The following is a 20,599-nucleotide window of genomic DNA, read 5'->3' on the forward strand; positions in this document are numbered from 1 at the left end:
TATGACCGTTTCATTGGATACTCTCGCCCAGCTTTCTGGCGGGCGCGTCATTGGTGACGCCTCCGTGGAGGTCTCCGCGTGCGGGCTGGATTCTTCCCGTCTGCCTGAGGGCGCGCTTTTTGCCGCCCTGCCGGGCACACGTGCACACGGCGCGCAGTTCGCCCGCGATACTAAGGCTGCGGCTGTGCTTACCGACGCCGCCGGACTCGACCTGCTCAGCCAGGCCCAAGAGACCCGCCCCATTGTGGTGGTGGACGATATTCGTGCCGTGCTCGGTCCGATTTCCGCTGAAATTTATGGCCACCCCACCCGGGAACTGACGGTCATTGGCGTCACCGGTACCTCCGGCAAGACCACCACGAGCTACCTGCTTGAAGCTGGCCTGCTCCATGCTGGGCATTCCGTGGGGCTTATCGGTACCACCGGTACTCGTATTAACCGCACCCCGGTTCCTACCTCGCTTACTACTCCCGAGGCACCTACCTTGCAAGAGCTATTCGCGCGCATGAAAAGCGAGGGCGTCACCCACGTGGTGATGGAGGTATCTTCGCATGCACTGGAGTTGGGGCGTGTTCGCGGAACCCGGTTTGCCGTGGGCGGGTTTACGAATTTAAGCCAGGATCACCTGGATTTTCACCCCACCATGGAGGACTACTTCGAAGCTAAGGCCAAGCTCTTTGCTGGGGAGCAGGCAGCCGAGCAGGCTGTAATCTGCCTCGATGATGAGTGGGGCGGGCGCATGCGCGGCGTCGCCGAGAGCGCTGGCCACCCCGTAACCACGGTGGCCACTCAGGGGGGTGCGGCTACGATTTCCGCGCACCAAACCGCCACCGAGGCTACCGGCGCCCAAGAGGTCGCCTTGAACTATGACGGTGCCGATTTCTCCTTCCGGCTGCCACTGCCTGGCGAGTTCAATATCGCCAATGCCTGCTTGGCGCTGGGCATGGCCGTAGCGGTAGGAGAGGAGCCGGCGGAGTTCCTCTCGGGCGTCGAAAAGGTCGCCGTTCCCGGCCGTATGGAGCGCATCGACCGCGGTCAAGACTTTGTAGCCGTGGTGGACTATGCCCATAAGCCGGCAGCTATCGCCGCGGTGCTTGATACTCTGCGTGGCCAACTTGAAGGAACCAAGGGGCGCGTCGGCATCGTCGTCGGCGCCGGCGGAGACCGTGATAGCTCAAAACGCCCCATCATGGGCGCTGCCGCGGCCACCCGCGCTGACCTCACTGTGGTCACCGATGACAACCCACGTTCTGAGGACCCTGCCACTATTCGTGCTGCGGTGGTGGACGGCGCACGCGAAGCCGCGCCCCAGGGCGATATTCGTGAGGTAGGTTCTCGTGCCCGTGCCATCGATGAAGTCGTTGACTGGGCCGAGCCAGGCGATGCCGTCATCGTCGTCGGCAAGGGCCACGAGGTGGGCCAGCTTATTAACGGAAAAACCTTGCACTTTGATGACCGCGAAGAAATGGCACGCGCCATCGAGGAGAAACTGGCCGGAACCCTACAGCGCGATACCCTTAGGGATGCGAAGGAGTAGTCATGATTCCACTTTCTATTGCCGATATTGCCGAAATCACCGGGGGCAGCCTCGATTGCGTTTCCGACCCAGATCAGCGCGTTACCGGGTTCATCGAATTCGATTCCCGGAAGGTAACCAAAGGTGGGTTGTTTCTTGCCCTTCCCGGCGCCCGAGTGGATGGCCACGATTATGCGGAAAAGGCCATTGAGCAGGGCGCAGTAGCGGTGCTGGCTGCGCGGCCGGTCGGCGTTCCGGCGGTCGTCGTTAAGCCTCAAGGCCGCGTTACCGGTGATGCTGCGAACGCGGATATCTATGCTCACGACGAGGACGGTTCTGCCGCTGCGGTTGTCCAGGCGCTGTCCGATATTGCCAGGGAAGTCACCCGCCGCCTGACCGCGGAGCAGGGCCTAGAGATAGTCGGTGTGACCGGCTCAGCCGGAAAGACCTCCACCAAGGACCTGCTGGCCACTATTTTCCGCGCAGAGGGCGATACCGTTGCCCCTCCTGGTTCCTTTAATAACGAGGTCGGCCTGCCCTATACCGCTTTGCGCTGTGATGAGCACACCCGCTTCCTCGTTGCCGAAATGTCTGCCCGCGGAATTGGCCATATCCGCCACCTGACAACTATTACCGCACCCACCGTGGGCGTAGTGCTCAACGTGGGCACCGCTCACCTAGGCGAGTTTGGCTCGCGTGAAAACATCGCCCAGGCCAAAGGCGAGCTTGTGGAGGCCCTGCCCTCGGCCGCTGAGGGCGGGGTCGCTGTGCTCAATGCCGATGATCCCTTTGTCGCCGGCATGGCGCCTCGCACCTCAGCAAAGGTCGTTTACTACTCGGCAAATAAGCCGCCGGCTGCCGACGCCCAGTACTACGCCAGCGATATCCAGCTCGATGATGTGGCCCGCCCCTCGTTCGTGCTGCATGCGCCGGGCACAGACCCGCTTCCAGTAAAACTGCAGGTCTTTGGCCGGCCCCAAGTATCTAATGCTTTGGCAGCGGCGGCCGCAGCCATTGAATCAGGCATGGACCCGCAGGTGGTAGCCAGCGCGCTATCGGGGCACCAAAATGCCTCCGAACACCGCATGGACGTACGCACCCGCCGCGATGGAGTCACCACCATCGATGACTCCTATAATGCCAATCCCGATTCAATGCACGCGGCGATTGCCGCGCTGGCCTATACCTCAGCCGCTCGTCCGGATGCCCGAGCCATCGCCGTGCTCGGTGAGATGGGAGAACTCGGCGGCGAAGCGGTGGCTGCCCACCGCACATTGGGCGAGGTCCTTTCCAAATACCACGTTGGCTACCTCGTGGCCGTGGGAGATAACGAGAATATGAGGGCGATGGTCGAGGCCGCACGGGCGCAGGGTATAAATACTACTATCAGCCCAGATGTTGACACCGCTGCGGCGGCGGTCGAAGACATCATTAGGGTAGCGCCTGCCGGCATCGAAGACTGGGCGGAGCGCGAGGCCAAAGACGTTGTCCTCATCAAGTCATCGAATGCCCAGCGCCTGTGGCGCGTGGCAGAAAAGCTCAATCGCCGTTAGTCCTCAGTACAAGGAGAAAGACCTCTAGCAATGACTCAGATCATTATCGCGGGCATCCTCAGCTTCCTCGTCGCGATTTTTACCACTCCCATGTTGGTCCGCTATTTTTCCGGCGTAGGCAAGGGGCAGGAAATCCGTGAGGACGGGCCACAGCTGCACCTACGCAAGCGCGGCACACCAACTATGGGCGGACTGGCGATTTTGCTCGCCATCACTGTGGCCTACCTTGTGGTGGGCATTTACGCCCGCGTGACGGGCAACGGTGGCTTTAGCCCCTCCGGTCTCTTGGTCTACTTCCTCACCATGGGCTTGGGCGGACTGGGCTTTGCCGATGACTTCATCAAGCTGTTTAAAAAGCGTAACCTCGGCCTCAATAAGACCGCCAAGCTGGTAGGTCAACTAGCCGTCGCGCTTATCTTCGGCATCTTGGCACTGCAGTTCCCCGATGCACACGGCTTGACCCCGGCGTCGACAAACCTGTCCTTCGTCCGCGATTTTGACACCTTCGATATCGCCGTGGGCGGCGCCATTATCGGCACCATCGTTTTCTTGGTCTTTCTCTATCTACTCATCGCGGCGTGGTCGAATGCCGTAAACCTCACCGATGGCCTCGACGGTTTGGCCGCCGGCACCACTGCGATGGTCATGGGAGCCTACGCGCTCATTTCCTTCTGGCAGTTCCGCAACTCTTGCGCTGTGTCGCCTGCGGCGGGGTGCTATGAGGTCCGTGATCCACTCGACCTCGCCGTGCTGGCTGCAGCTGGCCTGGGCGGTTGCTTGGGCTTTTTGTGGTGGAATGCCGCACCGGCGAAAATCTTTATGGGCGATACCGGCTCACTAGCACTCGGTGGTCTCGTCGCTGGCCTGTCCGTGACCACCCGTACCGAGCTGCTCATGATCATCATCGGCGCCATCTTCGTTATTGAGACGGTCTCCGTGGTTATCCAGATCATCGTCTTCCGCAGCACCGGAAAGCGCTTTTTCCGCATGGCGCCCATCCACCACCACTTTGAAAACGGTGGTTGGGCAGAGACCGCCGTGGTCACCCGCTTTTGGTTGCTCAGCGCCATGGCCGCCATTGCCGGCGTATGCATCTTTTATGGTGACTGGCTGTCCGCGGTCGGTTTTAGTTCTTAAGACTCACGCCTTCTAGCTTTTTCGAGGAAAGAGGAAAACAGATGACCGAGTTACCATCCTCCTTGCGCGGTCGCGTGCTCGTGGCTGGGGCGGGAGTATCCGGGCGCGGTTGCGTCGCTATGCTCACCAGACTCGGCGTGGATACTACCGTGGCAGATTCCAACGAAGCTGCTCTAGAGGCGTTGGCGGAGGACTACGGCGTAGCTACGGCTTCGGTTGACTCCGCCGCCCAAAGCGAGTTTGACCTCGTGATTACCTCGCCCGGCTGGCGTCCTGACTCGCCTTTGTTGGTTGCTTTTCAGAACGCTGGGGTAGAGGTGATCGGCGATGTGGAGCTTGCCTATCGCTTGGACCGATCCGGCGTCTTCGGGGCACCGCGCACCTGGTTAGTGGTCACCGGAACTAACGGCAAAACCACCACCACCGGAATGTTGGCCCAGATTATGCAGGCCGATGCCGAGCGCACCGGCAAGCGCGCACTGGCGGTAGGCAATATTGGCGTTTCGCTTTTCGACGCCCTCACCGCCACCCCTCGCGTCGACGTCCTTTGTGCCGAGCTTTCTTCTTTCCAGCTGCACTGGTCTAGCCAGTTGCGCCCAGATGTGGGCGTGCTGTTGAACTTGGCAGAAGACCACCTCGATTGGCATGGCTCGTTCGACGCTTATGCGCAGGCCAAAGCCAAGGTGCTCGACGGCCAAGCCGCCGTCGTGGGCAAGGACGATGCCGCGGCGGTGCGCTACGCCGAGAATACAGCTAATCTATACGGATTTACCGCCGCTGAACCTGCAGAGGGGGAGGTAGGCGTAAGCGCCGGCCGCCTTCTCTCTCGGCTCACCCAGGAGCGGGAGGATCTCGCTTCCGCCGAGGGTATCGAGCCCGCTGGCTTGGCAGGAGTCTTGGACGCTGCGGCCGCAGCAAGCGTCGCGCGCTTGGCAGGCGCTAGCCCGCGCTCCATCGCGCAGGGGCTGGCAGCGTATACCGTCGCCGGGCACCGTGGCGCTGTGATTCATGAGCATTCCGGTATCAGTTTCATCGATAACTCCAAGGCCACCAACCCACACGCAGCGGATGCGGCGCTAAAAGGGCTCAACTCCGTTGTATGGATTGCCGGCGGGCAGTTGAAGGGGGCGGAGGTAGACGGGCTCGTCGCCAAGCACGCCGCCCATATCAAGGCCGCGGTAGTTCTCGGCGCGGATAGGCAAGAAATCGCCCAGGCACTGGCCGAACACGCACCACATGCACCTGTAGACGTTATCGAAAGCAACGACCCTGCCGCGGCCATGAATGCAGCGGTGGATGCTGCACTGCAACACGCCGAAGCCGGGGATACCGTCCTTTTGGCACCGGCTGCGGCATCGTTGGATATGTATACCGGCATGGCTCAACGCGGTGACTTCTTTGCCGCAGCCGCGCGGGAGCTCACCCGCGACTAGAGCTAGATATTGAAGATCAGGAGAACATATGACGGCCACCTCCCAGCAGCGCCCGCGCTCCAAGAGCTTTGGCGACCGCGTTCGTGAGCTGCGCGAGCAAGCCCGCCAGCAGGCCGGCCTGGATTACCAGCTGTTGCGCTTTATCATTTTCACGCTCGTGGGCATTGGTGTGCTCATGGTCTTTTCCTCTTCAATGGCCACGTCATTGACGGAGGACGGCGGGGTGTGGAACCAAGCATTGCGCCAGTGCGTGATGGTGTTCTTGGGTCTCGTTGCCTTTTGGTTTGGCCTCAAGGTGTCGCCGCATACCCTGCGCAAATGCGTACCGTGGATTGTGGGCTTGTCCATCATTTTGCTCATCGCGGTGCTGATCCCTGGCGTCGGTACCGGCCGCGAGGAGGTAGGTTCCCAGTCCTGGATTTACTTGGGACCGTTCTCCCTGCAGCCCTCGGAGCTTGCCCGCGTCGCCGTAGGCATGTTTGGTGCGACCGTATTGGCGGATAAGGAGCACAAATCCATGAAGGTGACGGATCCCTTCATGATGTACTCCCTCATTGCCGGCGTTATGTTCTTGCTCATCGTCCTTCAGGGCGACTTCGGTATGGCTTTGTCCTTGGCCCTCGTGGTTGTCTTCACCCTGATTTTCGCGGGTGTCGACTGGCGCGTTCCGGCGACCATCGGCGTCGCAGCCGTGTGCGGTTTGCTGTTTATCTTCCTTTCTGGCGGCTTCCGGTCCAACCGCTTCCACACCTATTTCGACGCCTTGGTGGGCAATATCTCCGATACTCAAGGTACGGGTTTCCAGTCCTATCAGGGCTTTCTCTCGCTTGCCGACGGCGCCTTCTGGGGCGTTGGCATTGGCCAATCCCGTGCCAAGTGGTTCTACCTGCCCGAGGCGAAAAATGACTTTATTTTCGCCATCGTGGGTGAGGAACTCGGCTGGTGGGGCGGTGCGCTCGTCATCGTGCTATTCGCCGCACTGGGCTATGTGGGCTTGCGCACCGCGATGCGCGCACAGAACCAGTTCCAGTCCCTGCTGGCCGCAACGCTGACCATCGGTGTGGTTACGCAGGCCTTCGTGAATATTGGCTACGTCATTGGCCTGCTGCCGGTAACCGGTATTCAGCTGCCCATGATTTCGGCCGGCGGTACCGCGGCGATCATCACGATCGGCTCGATGGGCATCTTGTGCAACGTGGCGCGTCACGAACCGATGCAGATTTCTGCCATGCAGAATTTCGGCCGCCCGTTTTTTGATCGCCTCTTTTTCATTGGCGAGCCGCAGCCGGTGTCTAAGCCGAAAAAGAAGCAGCGGGGGCGTCACGCCCGCCCGCAGGAGCCGCGCTCCCGTGTGCGCGAAGAGCAATTTGGTCGCCCGGTGACTGGAAGCGGCCGCCGCTATCCGCGCGCCGAGCGCCGCTATCGATAGGTGGCGCTGGTAGCCTTTAGGCTATGAATTCCACGCCTATTTCCGTCGTCATTGCAGGTGGCGGCACTGCCGGACACATTGAACCCGCCCTTGCCGTGGGCGAAGCTTTGCGCGAGCGCCACGGCGCTCGCATCACCGCTCTCGGTACCGAAAAGGGCCTTGAGCGCGATATCATTCCCGCCCGAGGCGTGGACCTTAGACTGATTACCCCCGTGCCGATTCCGCGCAAAATCAACGCGCAGCTTTTCAAGCTACCGTTTAACCTCTCCCGCGCGGTGAGGGAGGCCAAGCAGGTACTCAAGGACGTCGAAGCAGACGTTGTCTTTGGCACCGGCGGCTACGTGGCCGGCCCAGCCTATATTGCTGCGCGCTCCCTTGGGAACCCGTTCTATGTTTTGGAGACCAATGCCTTAGCCGGAATCGCCAATAAGCTCGGCGTGAAAATGGGCGGCATCGGCCTAAACGCCCACCCAGAGTCCGGAATGCCGGGTGAGGTCGTGGGTATTCCCGTGCGCCCGAGCTTGGCGGAGGACCCGGAGGGGACCCTTGCTGCAGGCGCGCGCACCAAGTGGAACTTGGCCGAGCTTCCCACCGTCCTCATTACCGGCGGCTCCCAAGGCGCAGCCAGCATCAACCGCGCGGTTGCTGGGGCAGTGGAGGACCTAGCCAAGGACTTCCAGCTCCTGCATGCTTATGGCAAGAAGAATGACCCGCCAGCAGAACACCCGAACTACGCCGCACTCCCGTATATCGAGGACATGAGCTCCGCCCTAGCGGTGGCCGACCTCGTCGTGTGCCGCTCCGGCGCGATGACCGTTGCCGAAGTATCCGCCGCAGGCCTGCCGGCCATCTACGTTCCGCTGCCGCACGGCAATGGCGAACAGGCGCTCAATTCCCGCGACGTGGTCGAGGCAGGCGCCGCCATCCAGATCCCGGATGCGGAGCTGACCCCAGAGCGACTGATCTCCGAGGTTCGCGGCATTCTGGATGACCCGCAACGCCTCGAGTCGATGACGCACGCCGCCGCCCATGCCAGCGCCGGAGACGTGGCAAATACCATCGCAGACCGCATCGCCGCCCGCGTATCCGAGGCCGAAGACGCCGCTGGAAGGAAGGATAAGTAAATGACTGATCCCGCACACTACGATCTGCGCCGTGTCCACCTTATCGGCATTGGTGGTTCCGGAATGTCGGGGCTCGCGCGAATCCTCGCCGCTCGCGGCGGAGTGGTCACTGGTTCCGATGTCAAAGACTCCACCCCGGTTGAGGTGTTGCGCACCATGGGGGCGAAGGTCGCCATCGGGCACGCTGCCGAAAACCTGCGCCTATCGGGTGAACTGCCGACCGTCGTGGTAACTTCCTTTGCTGCCATTCCGCAAGACAATCCGGAGTTAGTAGCCGCGCAGGAAAACGATATCCCCGTCATCCGCCGCTCCGATTTGCTCGCCGCATTGATGGAAGGCCACAAGCAGGTATTGCTGGCCGGCACGCATGGCAAAACGTCCACGACGTCGATGACCGTGAGTGCGATGCAACACGCAGGTCTCGATCCTTCCTTTGCCATCGGCGGCCAGCTCAATCGCGCGGGCACCAACGCCCACGGCGGCACCGGTGAGGCCTTTGTCGCCGAGGCCGATGAATCCGATGCCTCCCTTCTGCGCTACAGCCCCGATGTTGCGGTGCTGACGACCATCGAACCCGATCACCTCGACTTCTTCCACAGCGAGGAGGCTTACTTCAAGGTCTTCGATGACTTTGCTGGCCTGGTCACCCCAGATACCGGCTATCTTGTTGTCTGCGCCGAGGATGAGCACGCCGCCCAAGCAGGCGAGCGTGCGCAGGAGCGCGGCATCAACGTCGTGGCCTACGGCGCAGCGGACAAGTCTTTTACCTCTACCGTGCCGCTGGCCGCTGAGCTGGAACGCGAGGAGACCACCGCTGAGGGGATGGACACCACCGTAAAGGTTAACCTTCCTGGCATCTCTGAAACTGTGCGCTACGAGCTGCAGATCCCGGGACACCACATGGTGCTTAACTCGATGGGCGCCTTGTTGGCTGGTGTGCTTTCCGGTGGCGCCCCGGCTGCCATTGCTGAGGGATTGGCTGATTTTAGCGGTGTGCGCCGGCGCTTTGAGTACCGGGGGAGCGTCGACAAGCAGGGCAAGCAGGTGCGCGTCTTTGATGACTATGCGCACCATCCCACCGAGGTTGCTGCAGTTCTGCGCGCCGCCCGGGCAAAGGTTGAGGCCGAAGGCCACGGCGGCCGTGTCATCGCCTGCTTCCAGCCGCACCTGTACTCGCGCACCATGGAATTTGACGCTGAGTTTGCCCAAGCGCTCTCGCTTGCCGACGCCGCCGTAGTCCTCGACATCTACGGCGCGCGCGAACAACCCGTGGAGGGAATTACCTCCCGCATCATTACCGATAAAATGCCAAGCGACATGCAGGTCATCTTCGAACCAGATTTTTCTGCCGCTGCCCGCGACGTTGTTTCGCTCGTAGAACCTGGCGATGTCGTGCTGACCATCGGTGCTGGCTCGGTAACTATGGTCGCGGCAGAAATTCTCGATGAATTGCGGGCGAGCTAGTGCGCGTATCCACCAAGCTCATTGCCGGGATCAGCGCAGTTGTCGTTGTCGTAGCCTTGATCATTGCCGCCGTAGTATGGACGGTGCCCATCTTAAAGGTCCGCCATTTTCAGGTGGAAGGTACCCAGCAGCTTGATGCCGCGCAGGTAGAGGAGGCCGCTGGGGTTGCCGAAGGAGAAAACCTCCTGCGCGTAGATGCTGGCAAGGCAGCCTCCGGTGTTGCTGGATTGGAGTGGGTTGATTCGGTAACTGTCTCGCGCGATTTTCCCTCTACCTTGACTATCAATGTGGAAGAACACAAGGCTGTGGCTTTTGTAAAGCGCGATAATAAGCCTTTCCTGATTGATGATAAGGGCGAGGAATTTACCTCCGCGGAGCCTCCCGCCGGCGCGGTTGAGGTTACTGGTTCTGTTGATAGCGGCTCCCGCCAAACCCAAGACGCGGTGCGCGCGATCGCTGCGTTATCGGATGACGTGCGCAACCAAGTAGGAACCCTTGATGTGGCCGATGAATACTCGCTCGTCTTTACCACTAAGGATGGCCGCCGCGTCTTTTGGGGTGCGAGCGACTCCAATGATGATGACAAGGCGCGTGCCTTTGCCACCGTGTTGAAGATGGAAGGTCGCGAGTGGAATATTTCCAACCCTGAGTTGGTGACCACCCGCGGATAGGGGACGGGTGCCCCCGGACGCAGTTTTTACCCTTCTGTGGTCCCTGCAGCGCCGCTTAAGCGCGTGCGCTGCAGGGGCCTTTTTCTCTGGCACCAATGTGGGGCGGATGGTGCGGGTGTGACTAACAAAACCGCAGGTGAACAACCCTAAAGTGCAACTTGAGGGTCTCGACACGCGCAAAATGTGCGTGAAAATTACACGGCTGTCGTTAAAGATGGAAAGGAACGCGATTCGCTTTCGGCGGACCGCATTACATTCCTCGTTTAATGCACGTGCAGACTTAAAGTAGCGAAAGGTGAGACCAACTCACATGATCTCTTCCAATAACAATCTCGCGGATATCAAGGTCGTCGGCGTCGGCGGTGGCGGCGTCAACGCCGTCAACCGCATGATCGAAGAAGGCCTCAAGGGCGTTCAGTTCGTCGCCATCAACACTGACTCTCAGGCCCTCATCTTCTCTGATGCCGATACCAAGCTGGATATCGGCCGCGAGGCCACCCGTGGCCTCGGTGCCGGCGCTAATCCTGAGGTGGGCAAGACCTCCGCAGAAGATCATAAGTCCGAAATCGAAGACGCCCTGCAAGGCTCCGATATGGTCTTCGTGACTGCTGGCGAAGGCGGCGGTACCGGCACCGGTGCCGCTCCGGTTGTGGCATCCATCGCGAAGAAGATGGGCGCGTTGACCGTGGGCGTTGTCACCCGTCCGTTCAAGTTCGAGGGTGCCCGCCGTACCCGCCAGGCTATGGCCGGCATCGAAGAGCTGCGTGAGGTATGCGATACGCTTATCGTTATTCCGAATGACCGCCTGATGCAGCTCGGTGGGGAAGAGCTTTCCATTGTTGAGGCTTTCCGCGCCGCCGATGAGGTGCTGCACAATGGTGTGCAGGGTATTACCAATCTGATCACCATCCCAGGCATGATCAACGTCGACTTTGCCGACGTCCGCTCCGTCATGTCCGACGCCGGCTCTGCCCTGATGGGCATCGGCTCTGCCCGCGGCGATAATCGCGCCATGACCGCTGCCGAGCAGGCCATTAATTCCCCGCTATTGGAATCGACGATGGAAGGCGCCAAGGGCGTGCTGTTGTCCATCGCCGGCGGCTCCGACCTTGGCCTGCACGAGGTTAATGCCGCGGCTTCCATGGTGGAGGAGCGCGCTGACGAAGACGTCAACCTTATCTTCGGTACCATCATCGATGACACCTTGGGTGATGAAATCCGCATCACCATCATTGCCACCGGCTTTGATGCCGAGGCCAATATGACCCAGGCCGCTGCACAACCGCAGAAGCAGCAGGAACAGCGCAAGCCAGGGTCCCTTTTTGACAATCGCCAGCGCGCGGCCGCAGAGCCCGTCACCCCGGCTCCGGCACAGCCTGGTGCGGCCGAGCCGGTACAAGATGATTACTCCCCGCGCCACTCCTACGAGCCGCGTGCCGGCCAGGAGCGGGAGCGCTACACCCCAGAGCGCCCTGCCGAGGAGCGCCGCCCAGAATCTACCGGTCTGTTCACCAATTCTGACCGTTTCTCCCGCGAGGAGCGTCGTGATGACTACCGTTTGTCTCGCCCATCCCAGCGCCGCGATGATGATGGCGACGACGATCTGGACGTGCCTTCCTTCATGCGCTAAGCGCAAAGCGCTACGCTGGTGTGCATGCCAGTAAACGAGGAACATCGCACCAAACGCCCCGTCCGCATGGTCTTTACCAGCCGTGCCGGCGGGGCGTCTGCTATTCCATATGACTCTTTTAATTTAGGGCACCATGTTGGCGATGACCCCGCCGCGGTTGCTGCGAATCGAGATCGCCTAAAACGCGTGACCGGCGTGGACGATATCGTGTGGATGGAACAACTACACACCAATACAGTCACCGTTATCGATGGTCCACAGGATGAACCTGTGCCAGCCACCGACGCGATTGTCACCACGCAGCGCCGCCTTGGGCTGGGCGTCCTTGTTGCAGATTGCACGCCGGTTCTGCTTGTCGACGTCGCCGCTGGTGTCATCGCCGCCGCCCACGCTGGCCGCTTGGGCGCCCGCAACGGCATCATCGTCAATACCGTGCGCGAAATGGAGAAACTCGGCGCTCAGCCCGAGCGCATCCAGGTGGTTATGGGACCAGCTGCCTCCGGCAAAAACTACGAGGTGCCGAAAGAGATGGCTGAGGATGTAGAACGTCGGCTGCCCGGTTCGAAGACGCGGACGTCGAAAGGAACCTGGGGAATTGACGTTCGCGCAGGTTTGATCCGCCAGCTCATGGGCCTCGGCATCACCGCGATTGAATCCGATCCGCGCTGCACAATTGAAGACGAAAATTTCTTTTCCTATCGCCGCGAAGGCACTACCGGCCGCCAGGCCGGGCTGATCTGGTTGGAGGCTAACTAATGGCAGACCGTAAAGCACAGCTTCGAGAAAACCTCGCCGCCACTCGAGCCGAAATTGAACGGCTATCGGCGCAAGCAGACCGCAAGCCCCCGCAGCTACTGCCGGTGACGAAGTTGCATCCAGCTGCGGATATCGCCCTTCTTGCTGAACTCGGGGTTAGTGACGTTGCCGAAAACCGGGAGCAAGAAGCTCGCGCCAAAGCGGCTGAACTGCCACAGCTGCGCTTTCATATGATCGGCCAGATCCAGACCAAAAAGGCCAATCACGTGGCTCGTTGGGCGGCCAGCGTTCATTCGCTTGATTCCCTCAAACTTGCTCAGGCTTTGGAACGGGGCGTCGCCTTGGCGAAGGAACGAGGGGAACGCGAGAGCAACCTGCCGGTCTTTGTCCAAGTGTCTGCCGATGGCGATGACGCTCGCGGAGGCGTTTCTCGCCACGCGCTCGACGAGCTCGTCGAAGCAGTAGAAGGAAGCGAACACCTCGACTTCGCTGGCCTCATGGTAGTCCCGCCCCTCGACGCCGATGCGGGCGAGGTCTTTCGCGGTGTGCGAGATGAGGTCGACCGGCTATCTGCCGCGCTGAAGCGCCCGCTGAAATTGTCTGCTGGAATGAGCGCGGACATGGCCGAAGCAATTGCTGCGGGCAGCGATATCGTGCGTGTCGGAACCAGTATCATGGGGCCGCGGCCAGTAGGTTGAAAGCATTGCAAAAGCGCATTTCACAGCGTAAATCACATGAGTCACACTAGACACATTTTGCGCGTTTAGACTTGTACAAATTTAGGTCAGAGGGAGACCCAAAAATGTCATTCATTGATAAGACGAAGGATTTCTTCGGGCTGGGCCCGGTGGACATCGAAGAAGACGATGCCTACTACAGCGAGGAGCCGCGTTATTCCGAAAATGCCTCCTCCGCCTACGCCCCGCGCCGTGCTCCGCAGTCTTATGAGCCTGCTCCGGTGAAAGAAGAGTTTGTGCCGACCATCGTGGCTATTTCGCTGACGTCTTTCAATGACGCTGCCAAGGTGGGCGAGCCTTTCCGCGACGGCGACGCAGTGGTCTTTGAGCTTACCGACGCCGACAAGGCCACCGCAAAGCGCTTCATCGACTTCGCTGCCGGTCTCTGCTTCGGCTTGGAAGGGCGCATGCTTAACCTCACCAAGGGATTGGATACCGAGCGCAAGGTCTTTTCTATCGTGCCGAAGTCTGCGGACATCGCTAGGCACGAGCTCGAGCGCGCCGCTGGCCTGCGCTAAAGCAGTAAGTTTTTCTTGACCCCCGTGGGGTGCCGATTGGGCACCTGCGGGGGTCTATTAGATAGGCTCGGTTATTGTGACACAACTCGGAATTATTCTTATCCTGCTCGTGCGGATTTATACGTGGGTTCTCATCGCCCGCATCATCATTGAGATGATTCAATCCTTCTCCCGGCAGTTTAACCCGCCACGTTGGTTTATGGTTGTGGCGGAGCCACTGTTTGTAATTACGGATCCGCCGGTAAAGGCGCTACGCCGTTTGATCCCGCCGCTCCAGATGGGCGGGGTGGCCCTCGACGTATCGGTGCTCGTGCTATTTATTTTGCTTTCGATACTTACACGAATCTTGCAAATCGTATTTTTCGGTTAGCACCCCCGTCGCCTCGCAACCTGTGGTAAACGTTGAGACTCGGCGGGGCGTCGATTATTGTGGTCGTTTGGTTACGATAAATCGCGATAACCCGTATTATGAACCACATGTACCTTTGTGGGGAAGGTTTAGTTAGACCTGAACCGCAGCTCCTAAGGCCCTGGAACCTCCGGGGTTGTATCAACCTGAAGGGGAAGAGAAGACATGCCACTGTCACCAGCTGATGTTCACAACGTCGCGTTCAGCAAGCCGCCCATTGGCAAGCGCGGCTACAACGAAGACGAGGTGGATCAGTTCCTCGACCTCGTAGAGGATGCGCTTGCCCAGCTGCAGGATGAGAACGAAGATCTACAGGCACAGGTCAGCGATCTCAATTCTCAGGCCAAGGCGGGCGCTGGCGCCGGTGCTGCTGGTACCGCAACGGCAGCCTCCGCTCGTACCGATGAGGCTGCACTGCGCAAGGAGATTGAGGCCAAGCTGCGCGCCGAGTACGAAACCAAGCTGGCGGACTCCAAGTCCGAGCTGTCCCGTGCTAAGGAAGAAACCAAGAAGGCACGCGAGCAGGTAAAGGCAGCCCAAGCTGAGGCTTCCAAGGCACAGGAGACCGGCTCTGCCGCCGCTTCCGCTTCTGCAGACCTGAAGGCCGCCCGCGATGAGGCAGCACAGGCAAAGAGGGAAGCTGAGGCAGCTCGTGCAGAGGCTGCACAGGCAAAGAAGGACCTTGAGGCTTCCAAGAAGGAAAATGATGAGCTGAAGAAGTCCGCTTCCGCAGCTGGTTCTTCCAAGGCCGGCGTTGCAGCTGCAGGCCTTGCAGGCGCTGGTGCAGCTCAGACTGCAGATGGTCTGGCTACCCCAGAAACCCACATGCAGGCCGCTCGCGTTCTGGGTCTGGCACAGGAGATGGCAGACCGCCTGACCTCCGAGGCTCGTGCGGAGTCCGAGTCCATGCTGTCGGAGGCACGCACCGCCGCCGAGAAGCAGCTGACCGACGCAGACTCTCGTTCCAAGGCGCAGCTTGCCGACGCCCAGAAGAAGTACGACGCCCAGCTGCAGGACGCGGATTCCCGCTCCAAGAAGCTGGTGTCTGACGCCGAGGCTAAGGCAAAGCAGACCGAGTCCGATGCGTCCTCCCGTGCTGAGGCACAAATCCGTCAGGCTGAGGAGAAGGCTGCTTCCTTGCAGGCCGATGCTGAGCGCAAGCACACCGAGGTTATGAACACGGTCAAGCAGCAGCAGACCGCACTGGAGGCTCGTATCTCCGAGCTGCGTACCTTCGAGCGCGAGTACCGCACTCGCCTGAAGACCTTGCTCGAGTCTCAGCTGGAAGAGCTGGCTACTCGCGGCACCGCCGCACCGAACGGCGAAGCTGGCAATAACTAAGCCACCGCGTTCTCTCTAGCGCCCCCGCCACCGCTGCGGGGGCGCTATTGTTGTTTTAGACCGTGGTGCCCTATCCCGACCTAACCGAAAGGAACCATTGTGCTTGTTGCCGCCTTAGTTCTCGCCCTCGTGGCATTCGTAGCCTTGGTCAACTTCGTCATCTCGGGTGCCGACTGGTCGCTGTATATCGTCTTCGCCGCCGCTGGCCTCGGTCTGGTGTGCTTTATTCTGGATTGGGCGCATAAGCATCGCAGCGATAAAGCCCGGGCAGCACAACACCCTGAGCAAGATTCCTTGCGCGAGGCTTTACGCGAGAACTAAAATAGCACGCCAAAAAGGCGCTCGAGGCGCCTTATTTCGCGGTCTTGTCTTAGCAGTCAGGGGGCTGCCACCGAATCTGCCCATTCGTGCGGCTAAGTCGCCCGCGTAGCGGTGGGGCATTGGGATCGTCATCGTTGGCTCCATTGTGGTAGGCGCAGGCTGTGGATAAGTTTGCGATATTGGTCAATCCACCGTGTAGCCAGGGTTCCAAATGGTGAATTTGGCATTCGTCGGCTGGCTTAGCGCACCGCGGCCACGGGCACACAGGATTTTCTGCACCCGCCATCAATCGCTGTTTAGCATTGGCGAAGCGCTCCGTGCGATACAGGTTCACCGCGCCTTCGTAGGGGCTGACCAGCGTGATGAGTCCATGTTCCTTTAACGTGCGGCGCAAGTATTGCGCACCCGAAAGCGTTGCCCCGTTTGTCATCTGCAGGGTGATTTCCTCACCGTCACCGTTGACGATGCGTACGTAATCTTCCAGTCGCACGATGACATTGGTTACTACGGTGCTCCGTTGCGCGCTATCGTCCCCGAAGAAGGTATCTTCCACCACCTCTAGCGGCTTTTTATTCTGGTTTTCTACCGCTGCGTGCAAATCCGCGATAAACGAAGACGATCCATCGATCGCAAGCGTCCACGGAGCATCTTTGCGTCGGATGATGCGCACGCCCGGTTTCACAGTGCGCTTTTTCTTCGGGACTTTGGACTGAGCCAGCTTCTCCAGCGCCCCTGCTGTGGCCTTGGTGGTGCAGAGTTGTTCGCGGAGAACCCAGGCGTCGAAAAGCGTAGGCATTTTCCGCGCATACTTTTCAATGATGGATAAGGCAACAATGGAATGCCCATTGTGCTGGGCGCCTTCGATAGCGCGGCGACGTTTCCCCGTGAACTTGGTCGTGCCGCAGTATGCTTCCTTTAACAAGGCCAGCTCGCGGGCAGTCTTTTCGGCAGCGCCCCGTGCGCAGAGGTCGTCCTCAGACATGCCTGCGCACCCAAGGACGATGTCCATCCCAGGTGCCATGGCTGCGAGGTAAGTATCTAGCGCGTTCACGACTCACAATTTATTGCCCCGCGCAAGCCCCCACAAGGGAAAATTTTTAGCCTGTGGATAACTTATTGTGCACGAAGATTCTGGGGCGCTATACTTTGTGCTACATGCAGTGATCCGGCCATCACCGGGGAGCAATTCAGAAGAACAGCCAGTGCGGCCTAGTAGAACTGAACGGGTGGGACCGTCAACTCCTTCACCGAAACGAAGCGGAGCCTTCGGGCTCAAGCAGGGTGGTACCGCGAGCCTGACAGGCGCGTCCCTGCACCGAGTGATGAGTGAAGGATTGTAATGGCGAAAAAGATTTACCCCAAGGTTGACATGACCGGAGGCTCAAGTCGCTTCCCGGATATGGAAGAGGAAGTTCAGAAGTACTGGAAGCAGGATGATACCTTCCAGGCTTCGCTAGAAAAGACAAAGGATTGCCCAGAATACATCTTCTATGATGGCCCTCCCTTTGCTAATGGCTTGCCGCACTATGGTCACCTGTTGACCGGTTATGTAAAAGATATCGTTCCGCGCTATCGCACCATGGCTGGCAATTACGTGCCTCGTGTCTTCGGCTGGGATACCCACGGTCTGCCCGCCGAGCTGGAAGCGGAAAAGCAGCTGGGTATTACTGATAAAGCGCAGATCGAGGACATGGGCTTGGAAAAGTTCAATGAATACTGCGCAAAGTCCGTGTTGGAATACACCGACGAGTGGGAAGAATACGTCAACCGTCAGGCCCGCTGGGTGGATTTTGACAACGGCTACAAGACCATGGACATCAACTACATGGAATCGGTCATGTGGGCGTTCAAGGAGCTTTATGACAAAGGCCTGATCTACAAGGGATTCCGCGTCCTTCCTTACTCTTGGGCAGAGCATACTTCTCTGTCCAACCAGGAGACCCGACTGGATGACTCCTATAAGATGCGTCAGGACCCGACCCTGACGGTTACCTTCCCTGTGGACGGCGCTCGTGAGGGAAGCGCGGCAGAAAAGACGCTGGCGGAGCACCCCGCGCTTGCCGACGCCTCCTTCCTCGCCTGGACCACCACCCCCTGGACCTTGCCTTCTAATGAGGCATTGGCGGTTCACCCAGAGGTCTCTTACGTGCTCTTTAGGGCCACCGAGGGCGATTTTTCCGGTCGTACCTTCATCATGGCGGAAAACCTGCTGGCTACCTTGGAAAAGGAACTAGGTGAGGCCGAGGTACTGGAGACCTTCACCGGCGCGCAGCTCGAGGGCTTTACCTATGAGCCGATCTTTGGTTTCTTCCCGGATTTGCGCAATGCTTACCAGGTATTGGTCGCTGATTATGTCACTACCGAGGATGGCACCGGCGTGGTTCACCAGGCTCCGGCGTTTGGTGAAGACGATATGAATACCACTAACCAGTACGATATCGAGCTGGTTATCCCAGTGGACGAGGACGGCAAGTTCACCTCGCAGGTACCGCCGTATGAGGGACAGCTGGTTTTTGATGCCAATAAGGACATCATCAAGGACTTGAAGGCCGCTGGGCGAGTGGTGCGCCACGTGACCATCGAGCACTCTTACCCGCATTCGTGGCGCTCGGGTGAGCCGCTAATCTACATGGCTCTGCCAGCCTGGTTTGTGAAGGTAACCGAGTTCCGCGATCGCATGGTGGAGCTCAACCACAATGAGATCGAGTGGCTGCCGGAGCACATTCGGGACGGTCAGTTTGGCAAGTGGCTCGAGGGGGCGCGCGACTGGAATATCTCGCGTACCCGCTACTGGGGTGCGCCAATCCCGGTTTGGATGTCCGATGATGACAAATACCCACGCATGGATGTCTACGGCTCCTTGGATGAGCTGGAGCGTGACTTCGGCGTCCGCCCGGAGTCCCTGCACCGCCCGCACATCGATGAGTTGGTGCGCCCGAACCCGGACGATCCAACCGGCAAGTCTATGATGCGCCGCGTGCCGGACGTATTGGACTGCTGGTTCGAGTCCGGCTCGATGCCGTTCGCGCAGAAGCACTACCCCTTCGAGAATAAAGAGTGGTTTGAAACCCACTCGCCGTCTGACTTCATCGTGGAGTACTCCGGTCAAACGCGTGGCTGGTTCTATGTGATGCACGCGCTGTCCACCGCGCTGTTTGATCGTCCGGCATACAAGAAGGTCGTAGCCCACGGCATCGTGCTGGGCAACGATGGCCTCAAGATGTCCAAGTCCAAGGGCAATTATCCAAACGTCAATGAAGTCTTTGACCGCGACGGTTCGGATGCCATGCGCTGGTTCCTTATGTCTTCGCCTATTCTGCGCGGAGGCAATCTCATCGTGACCGAGCAGGGCATCCGCGAGGGCGTGCGCCAGGCTATCTTGCCTATTTGGAACGCCTATACGTTCCTGCAGCTCTACGCGGAAAAGGAAGCTAAGTTCGACACCACCTCTACGCATGTTCTGGACCGCTATATCTTGGCTAAAACCCACGATGTCGTAGCTAAGGTGGACGCGGCGCTTGCCGATACCGATATCGCTACGGCAACCGAAGAGGTGCGCCTGTTCGCAGACGTTTTGACCAACTGGTACGTGCGTCGCTCGCGCGAGCGATTCTGGGAGGGAGAGGAAGCCCATCCTGAGGCATTCAATACCTTGTACACCGTGTTGGAAACCGTGACTCGCGTGGTCGCGCCACTTTTGCCGCACGTGGCGGAAGTTATCTACCGCGGGCTAACCGGCGAGCGTTCCGTCCACTTGGCGGACTTCCCGCAGGCCGCGGATTACCCAGCCGATGCAGATCTGGTGTCTGCGATGGATACGACCCGTGCGGTGGCCTCGGCGGCATCGTCGGTGCGCAAGTCCAATAAACTGCGCAACCGCTTGCCGCTGCCGAAGCTGACGGTGGCTCTTGAAGAGGCACAGCGTTTGGCGGGCTTTGCCGATATCATTCGCGACGAGGTCAACGTTAAGGAAGTTGAGCTTACCGATGACGTCGATTCGGTGGGCACCTTCCAGGTAGTCTGCAATGCCAAGGTCGCTGGTCCGCGCTTGGGTAAGGATGTGCAGCGCGCCATCAAGAACCTTAAGGCGGGCAACTATGAGCGCCGCAGCGATGAGGTAGTAGTTGACGGCGATATTGTGCTTGGTCCGGATGAGTACACGGAGCGCCTGCAGGCGGCGAACCCGAAGTCGACCGCGCGTATCGACGGGCTCGATGGCCTTGTGGTACTCGATACTGAGGTGACCGAAGAGCTCGAGGCCGAAGGCTGGGCTGCTGACGTTATCCGTGGCCTCCAGGACGCCCGCAAGGCTTCTGGATTCGAGGTTTCGGATCGCATCGCGGCCGTACTTGCCGTACCGGAGGCGAAGAAGGCATGGGCTGAGCGTCACGCCGACCATATAGCCGGTGAAGTACTCGCCACCGACTTCCAAGTGACCACCGAGGCGCTTGATGGCGAGGGCGTGCACGAGGTGGTTAAGGGGGTTAGCGCTACCGTCGTCAAGCAGTAGCGCGCTAGCTGCCACCTAAAAATAATTGCCCAGCCGGCGTGGCTGGGCAA

Annotated in this window: 16 protein-coding genes and 1 pseudogene; 16 read left to right on the top strand and 1 reads right to left on the bottom strand. The window is 59.6% G+C overall.

What is annotated here, in order from left to right:
- The first annotated feature begins 1 nt into the window (after position 1).
- The 15 genes and pseudogenes from RAE07_RS01195 (at position 2) to RAE07_RS01265 (ending at position 16,039) form a co-directional block, all read left to right on the top strand.
- Entirely contained in the window at positions 2-1,537 is a 1,536-nt protein-coding gene (locus tag RAE07_RS01195) for a UDP-N-acetylmuramoyl-L-alanyl-D-glutamate--2,6-diaminopimelate ligase (RefSeq protein ID WP_317001140.1), read from the top strand.
- Between the two features lie 2 nt (positions 1,538-1,539).
- Positions 1,540-3,069, top strand: coding sequence for a UDP-N-acetylmuramoyl-tripeptide--D-alanyl-D-alanine ligase (locus RAE07_RS01200; RefSeq protein ID WP_317001141.1), 1,530 nt, complete (start codon positions 1,540-1,542; stop codon positions 3,067-3,069).
- Positions 3,070-3,099: 30 nt separating this feature from the next.
- The gene (gene mraY / locus RAE07_RS01205) at positions 3,100-4,206 is read left to right on the top strand and encodes a phospho-N-acetylmuramoyl-pentapeptide-transferase (RefSeq protein ID WP_023021199.1); all 1,107 of its coding nucleotides are present in this window, start codon (positions 3,100-3,102) and stop codon (positions 4,204-4,206) included.
- A 35-nt stretch (positions 4,207-4,241) separates the two neighbouring features.
- Positions 4,242-5,639, top strand: a pseudogene (gene murD, locus RAE07_RS01210) (UDP-N-acetylmuramoyl-L-alanine--D-glutamate ligase); the annotation flags it as partial.
- Between the two features lie 28 nt (positions 5,640-5,667).
- Entirely contained in the window at positions 5,668-7,068 is a 1,401-nt protein-coding gene (locus RAE07_RS01215; RefSeq protein WP_259825125.1) for an FtsW/RodA/SpoVE family cell cycle protein, read from the top strand.
- 23 nt (positions 7,069-7,091) lie between these two features.
- On the top strand, positions 7,092-8,192 hold the full coding sequence (gene murG, locus RAE07_RS01220; protein ID WP_317001143.1) for an undecaprenyldiphospho-muramoylpentapeptide beta-N-acetylglucosaminyltransferase: 1,101 nt from the start codon (positions 7,092-7,094) through the stop codon (positions 8,190-8,192).
- On the top strand, positions 8,193-9,656 hold the full coding sequence (gene murC, locus RAE07_RS01225) for a UDP-N-acetylmuramate--L-alanine ligase (protein WP_259825127.1): 1,464 nt from the start codon (positions 8,193-8,195) through the stop codon (positions 9,654-9,656). It begins immediately after the preceding gene.
- Complete coding sequence (locus RAE07_RS01230; RefSeq protein WP_259825128.1) at positions 9,656-10,327, top strand: cell division protein FtsQ/DivIB; 672 nt, start codon at positions 9,656-9,658, stop codon at positions 10,325-10,327. Before murC ends, RAE07_RS01230 begins: the two co-directional genes overlap by 1 nt.
- A gap of 310 nt (positions 10,328-10,637) precedes the next feature.
- Positions 10,638-11,957, top strand: coding sequence for a cell division protein FtsZ (gene ftsZ, locus RAE07_RS01235; RefSeq protein WP_023021205.1), 1,320 nt, complete (start codon positions 10,638-10,640; stop codon positions 11,955-11,957).
- 24 nt (positions 11,958-11,981) lie between these two features.
- The gene (gene pgeF, locus RAE07_RS01240; RefSeq protein ID WP_284798316.1) at positions 11,982-12,713 is read left to right on the top strand and encodes a peptidoglycan editing factor PgeF; all 732 of its coding nucleotides are present in this window, start codon (positions 11,982-11,984) and stop codon (positions 12,711-12,713) included.
- A complete protein-coding gene (locus RAE07_RS01245) occupies positions 12,713-13,411 on the top strand; it encodes a YggS family pyridoxal phosphate-dependent enzyme (protein WP_317001145.1) in 699 nt (232 codons plus the stop codon). The genes pgeF and RAE07_RS01245 overlap by 1 nt, the downstream gene beginning before the upstream one ends.
- Before the next feature lie 104 nt (positions 13,412-13,515).
- The gene (locus RAE07_RS01250) at positions 13,516-13,968 is read left to right on the top strand and encodes a cell division protein SepF (RefSeq protein WP_023021208.1); all 453 of its coding nucleotides are present in this window, start codon (positions 13,516-13,518) and stop codon (positions 13,966-13,968) included.
- Between the two features lie 76 nt (positions 13,969-14,044).
- Positions 14,045-14,338: a YggT family protein gene (locus RAE07_RS01255; RefSeq protein WP_023021209.1), complete on the top strand. Its 294-nt coding sequence runs from the start codon at positions 14,045-14,047 to the stop codon at positions 14,336-14,338.
- Positions 14,339-14,542: 204 nt separating this feature from the next.
- A complete protein-coding gene (locus RAE07_RS01260; protein ID WP_317001146.1) occupies positions 14,543-15,718 on the top strand; it encodes a DivIVA domain-containing protein in 1,176 nt (391 codons plus the stop codon).
- Between the two features lie 99 nt (positions 15,719-15,817).
- A complete protein-coding gene (locus tag RAE07_RS01265; RefSeq protein ID WP_200288871.1) occupies positions 15,818-16,039 on the top strand; it encodes a zinc-binding dehydrogenase in 222 nt (73 codons plus the stop codon).
- A gap of 49 nt (positions 16,040-16,088) precedes the next feature.
- Here RAE07_RS01265 and RAE07_RS01270 read toward each other — a convergent pair whose 3' ends face one another.
- Positions 16,089-17,090 carry an HNH endonuclease signature motif containing protein gene (locus RAE07_RS01270; RefSeq protein WP_200288872.1) on the bottom strand — a complete coding sequence of 334 codons (1,002 nt, stop codon included), beginning with the start codon at positions 17,088-17,090 and terminating at the stop codon, positions 16,089-16,091.
- Positions 17,091-17,378: 288 nt separating this feature from the next.
- Here RAE07_RS01270 and ileS point away from each other — a divergent pair, with 288 nt between their 5' ends.
- Positions 17,379-20,549 (top strand): isoleucine--tRNA ligase, encoded by a 3,171-nt coding sequence (gene ileS, locus RAE07_RS01275; RefSeq protein WP_317001148.1) that lies wholly within the window; start codon positions 17,379-17,381, stop codon positions 20,547-20,549.
- Positions 20,550-20,599: the final 50 nt, after the last annotated feature.

The sequence above is a fragment of the Corynebacterium nasorum genome, assembly GCF_032821635.1.
Classification (GTDB): Bacteria; Actinomycetota; Actinomycetes; order Mycobacteriales; family Mycobacteriaceae; genus Corynebacterium; species Corynebacterium kefirresidentii.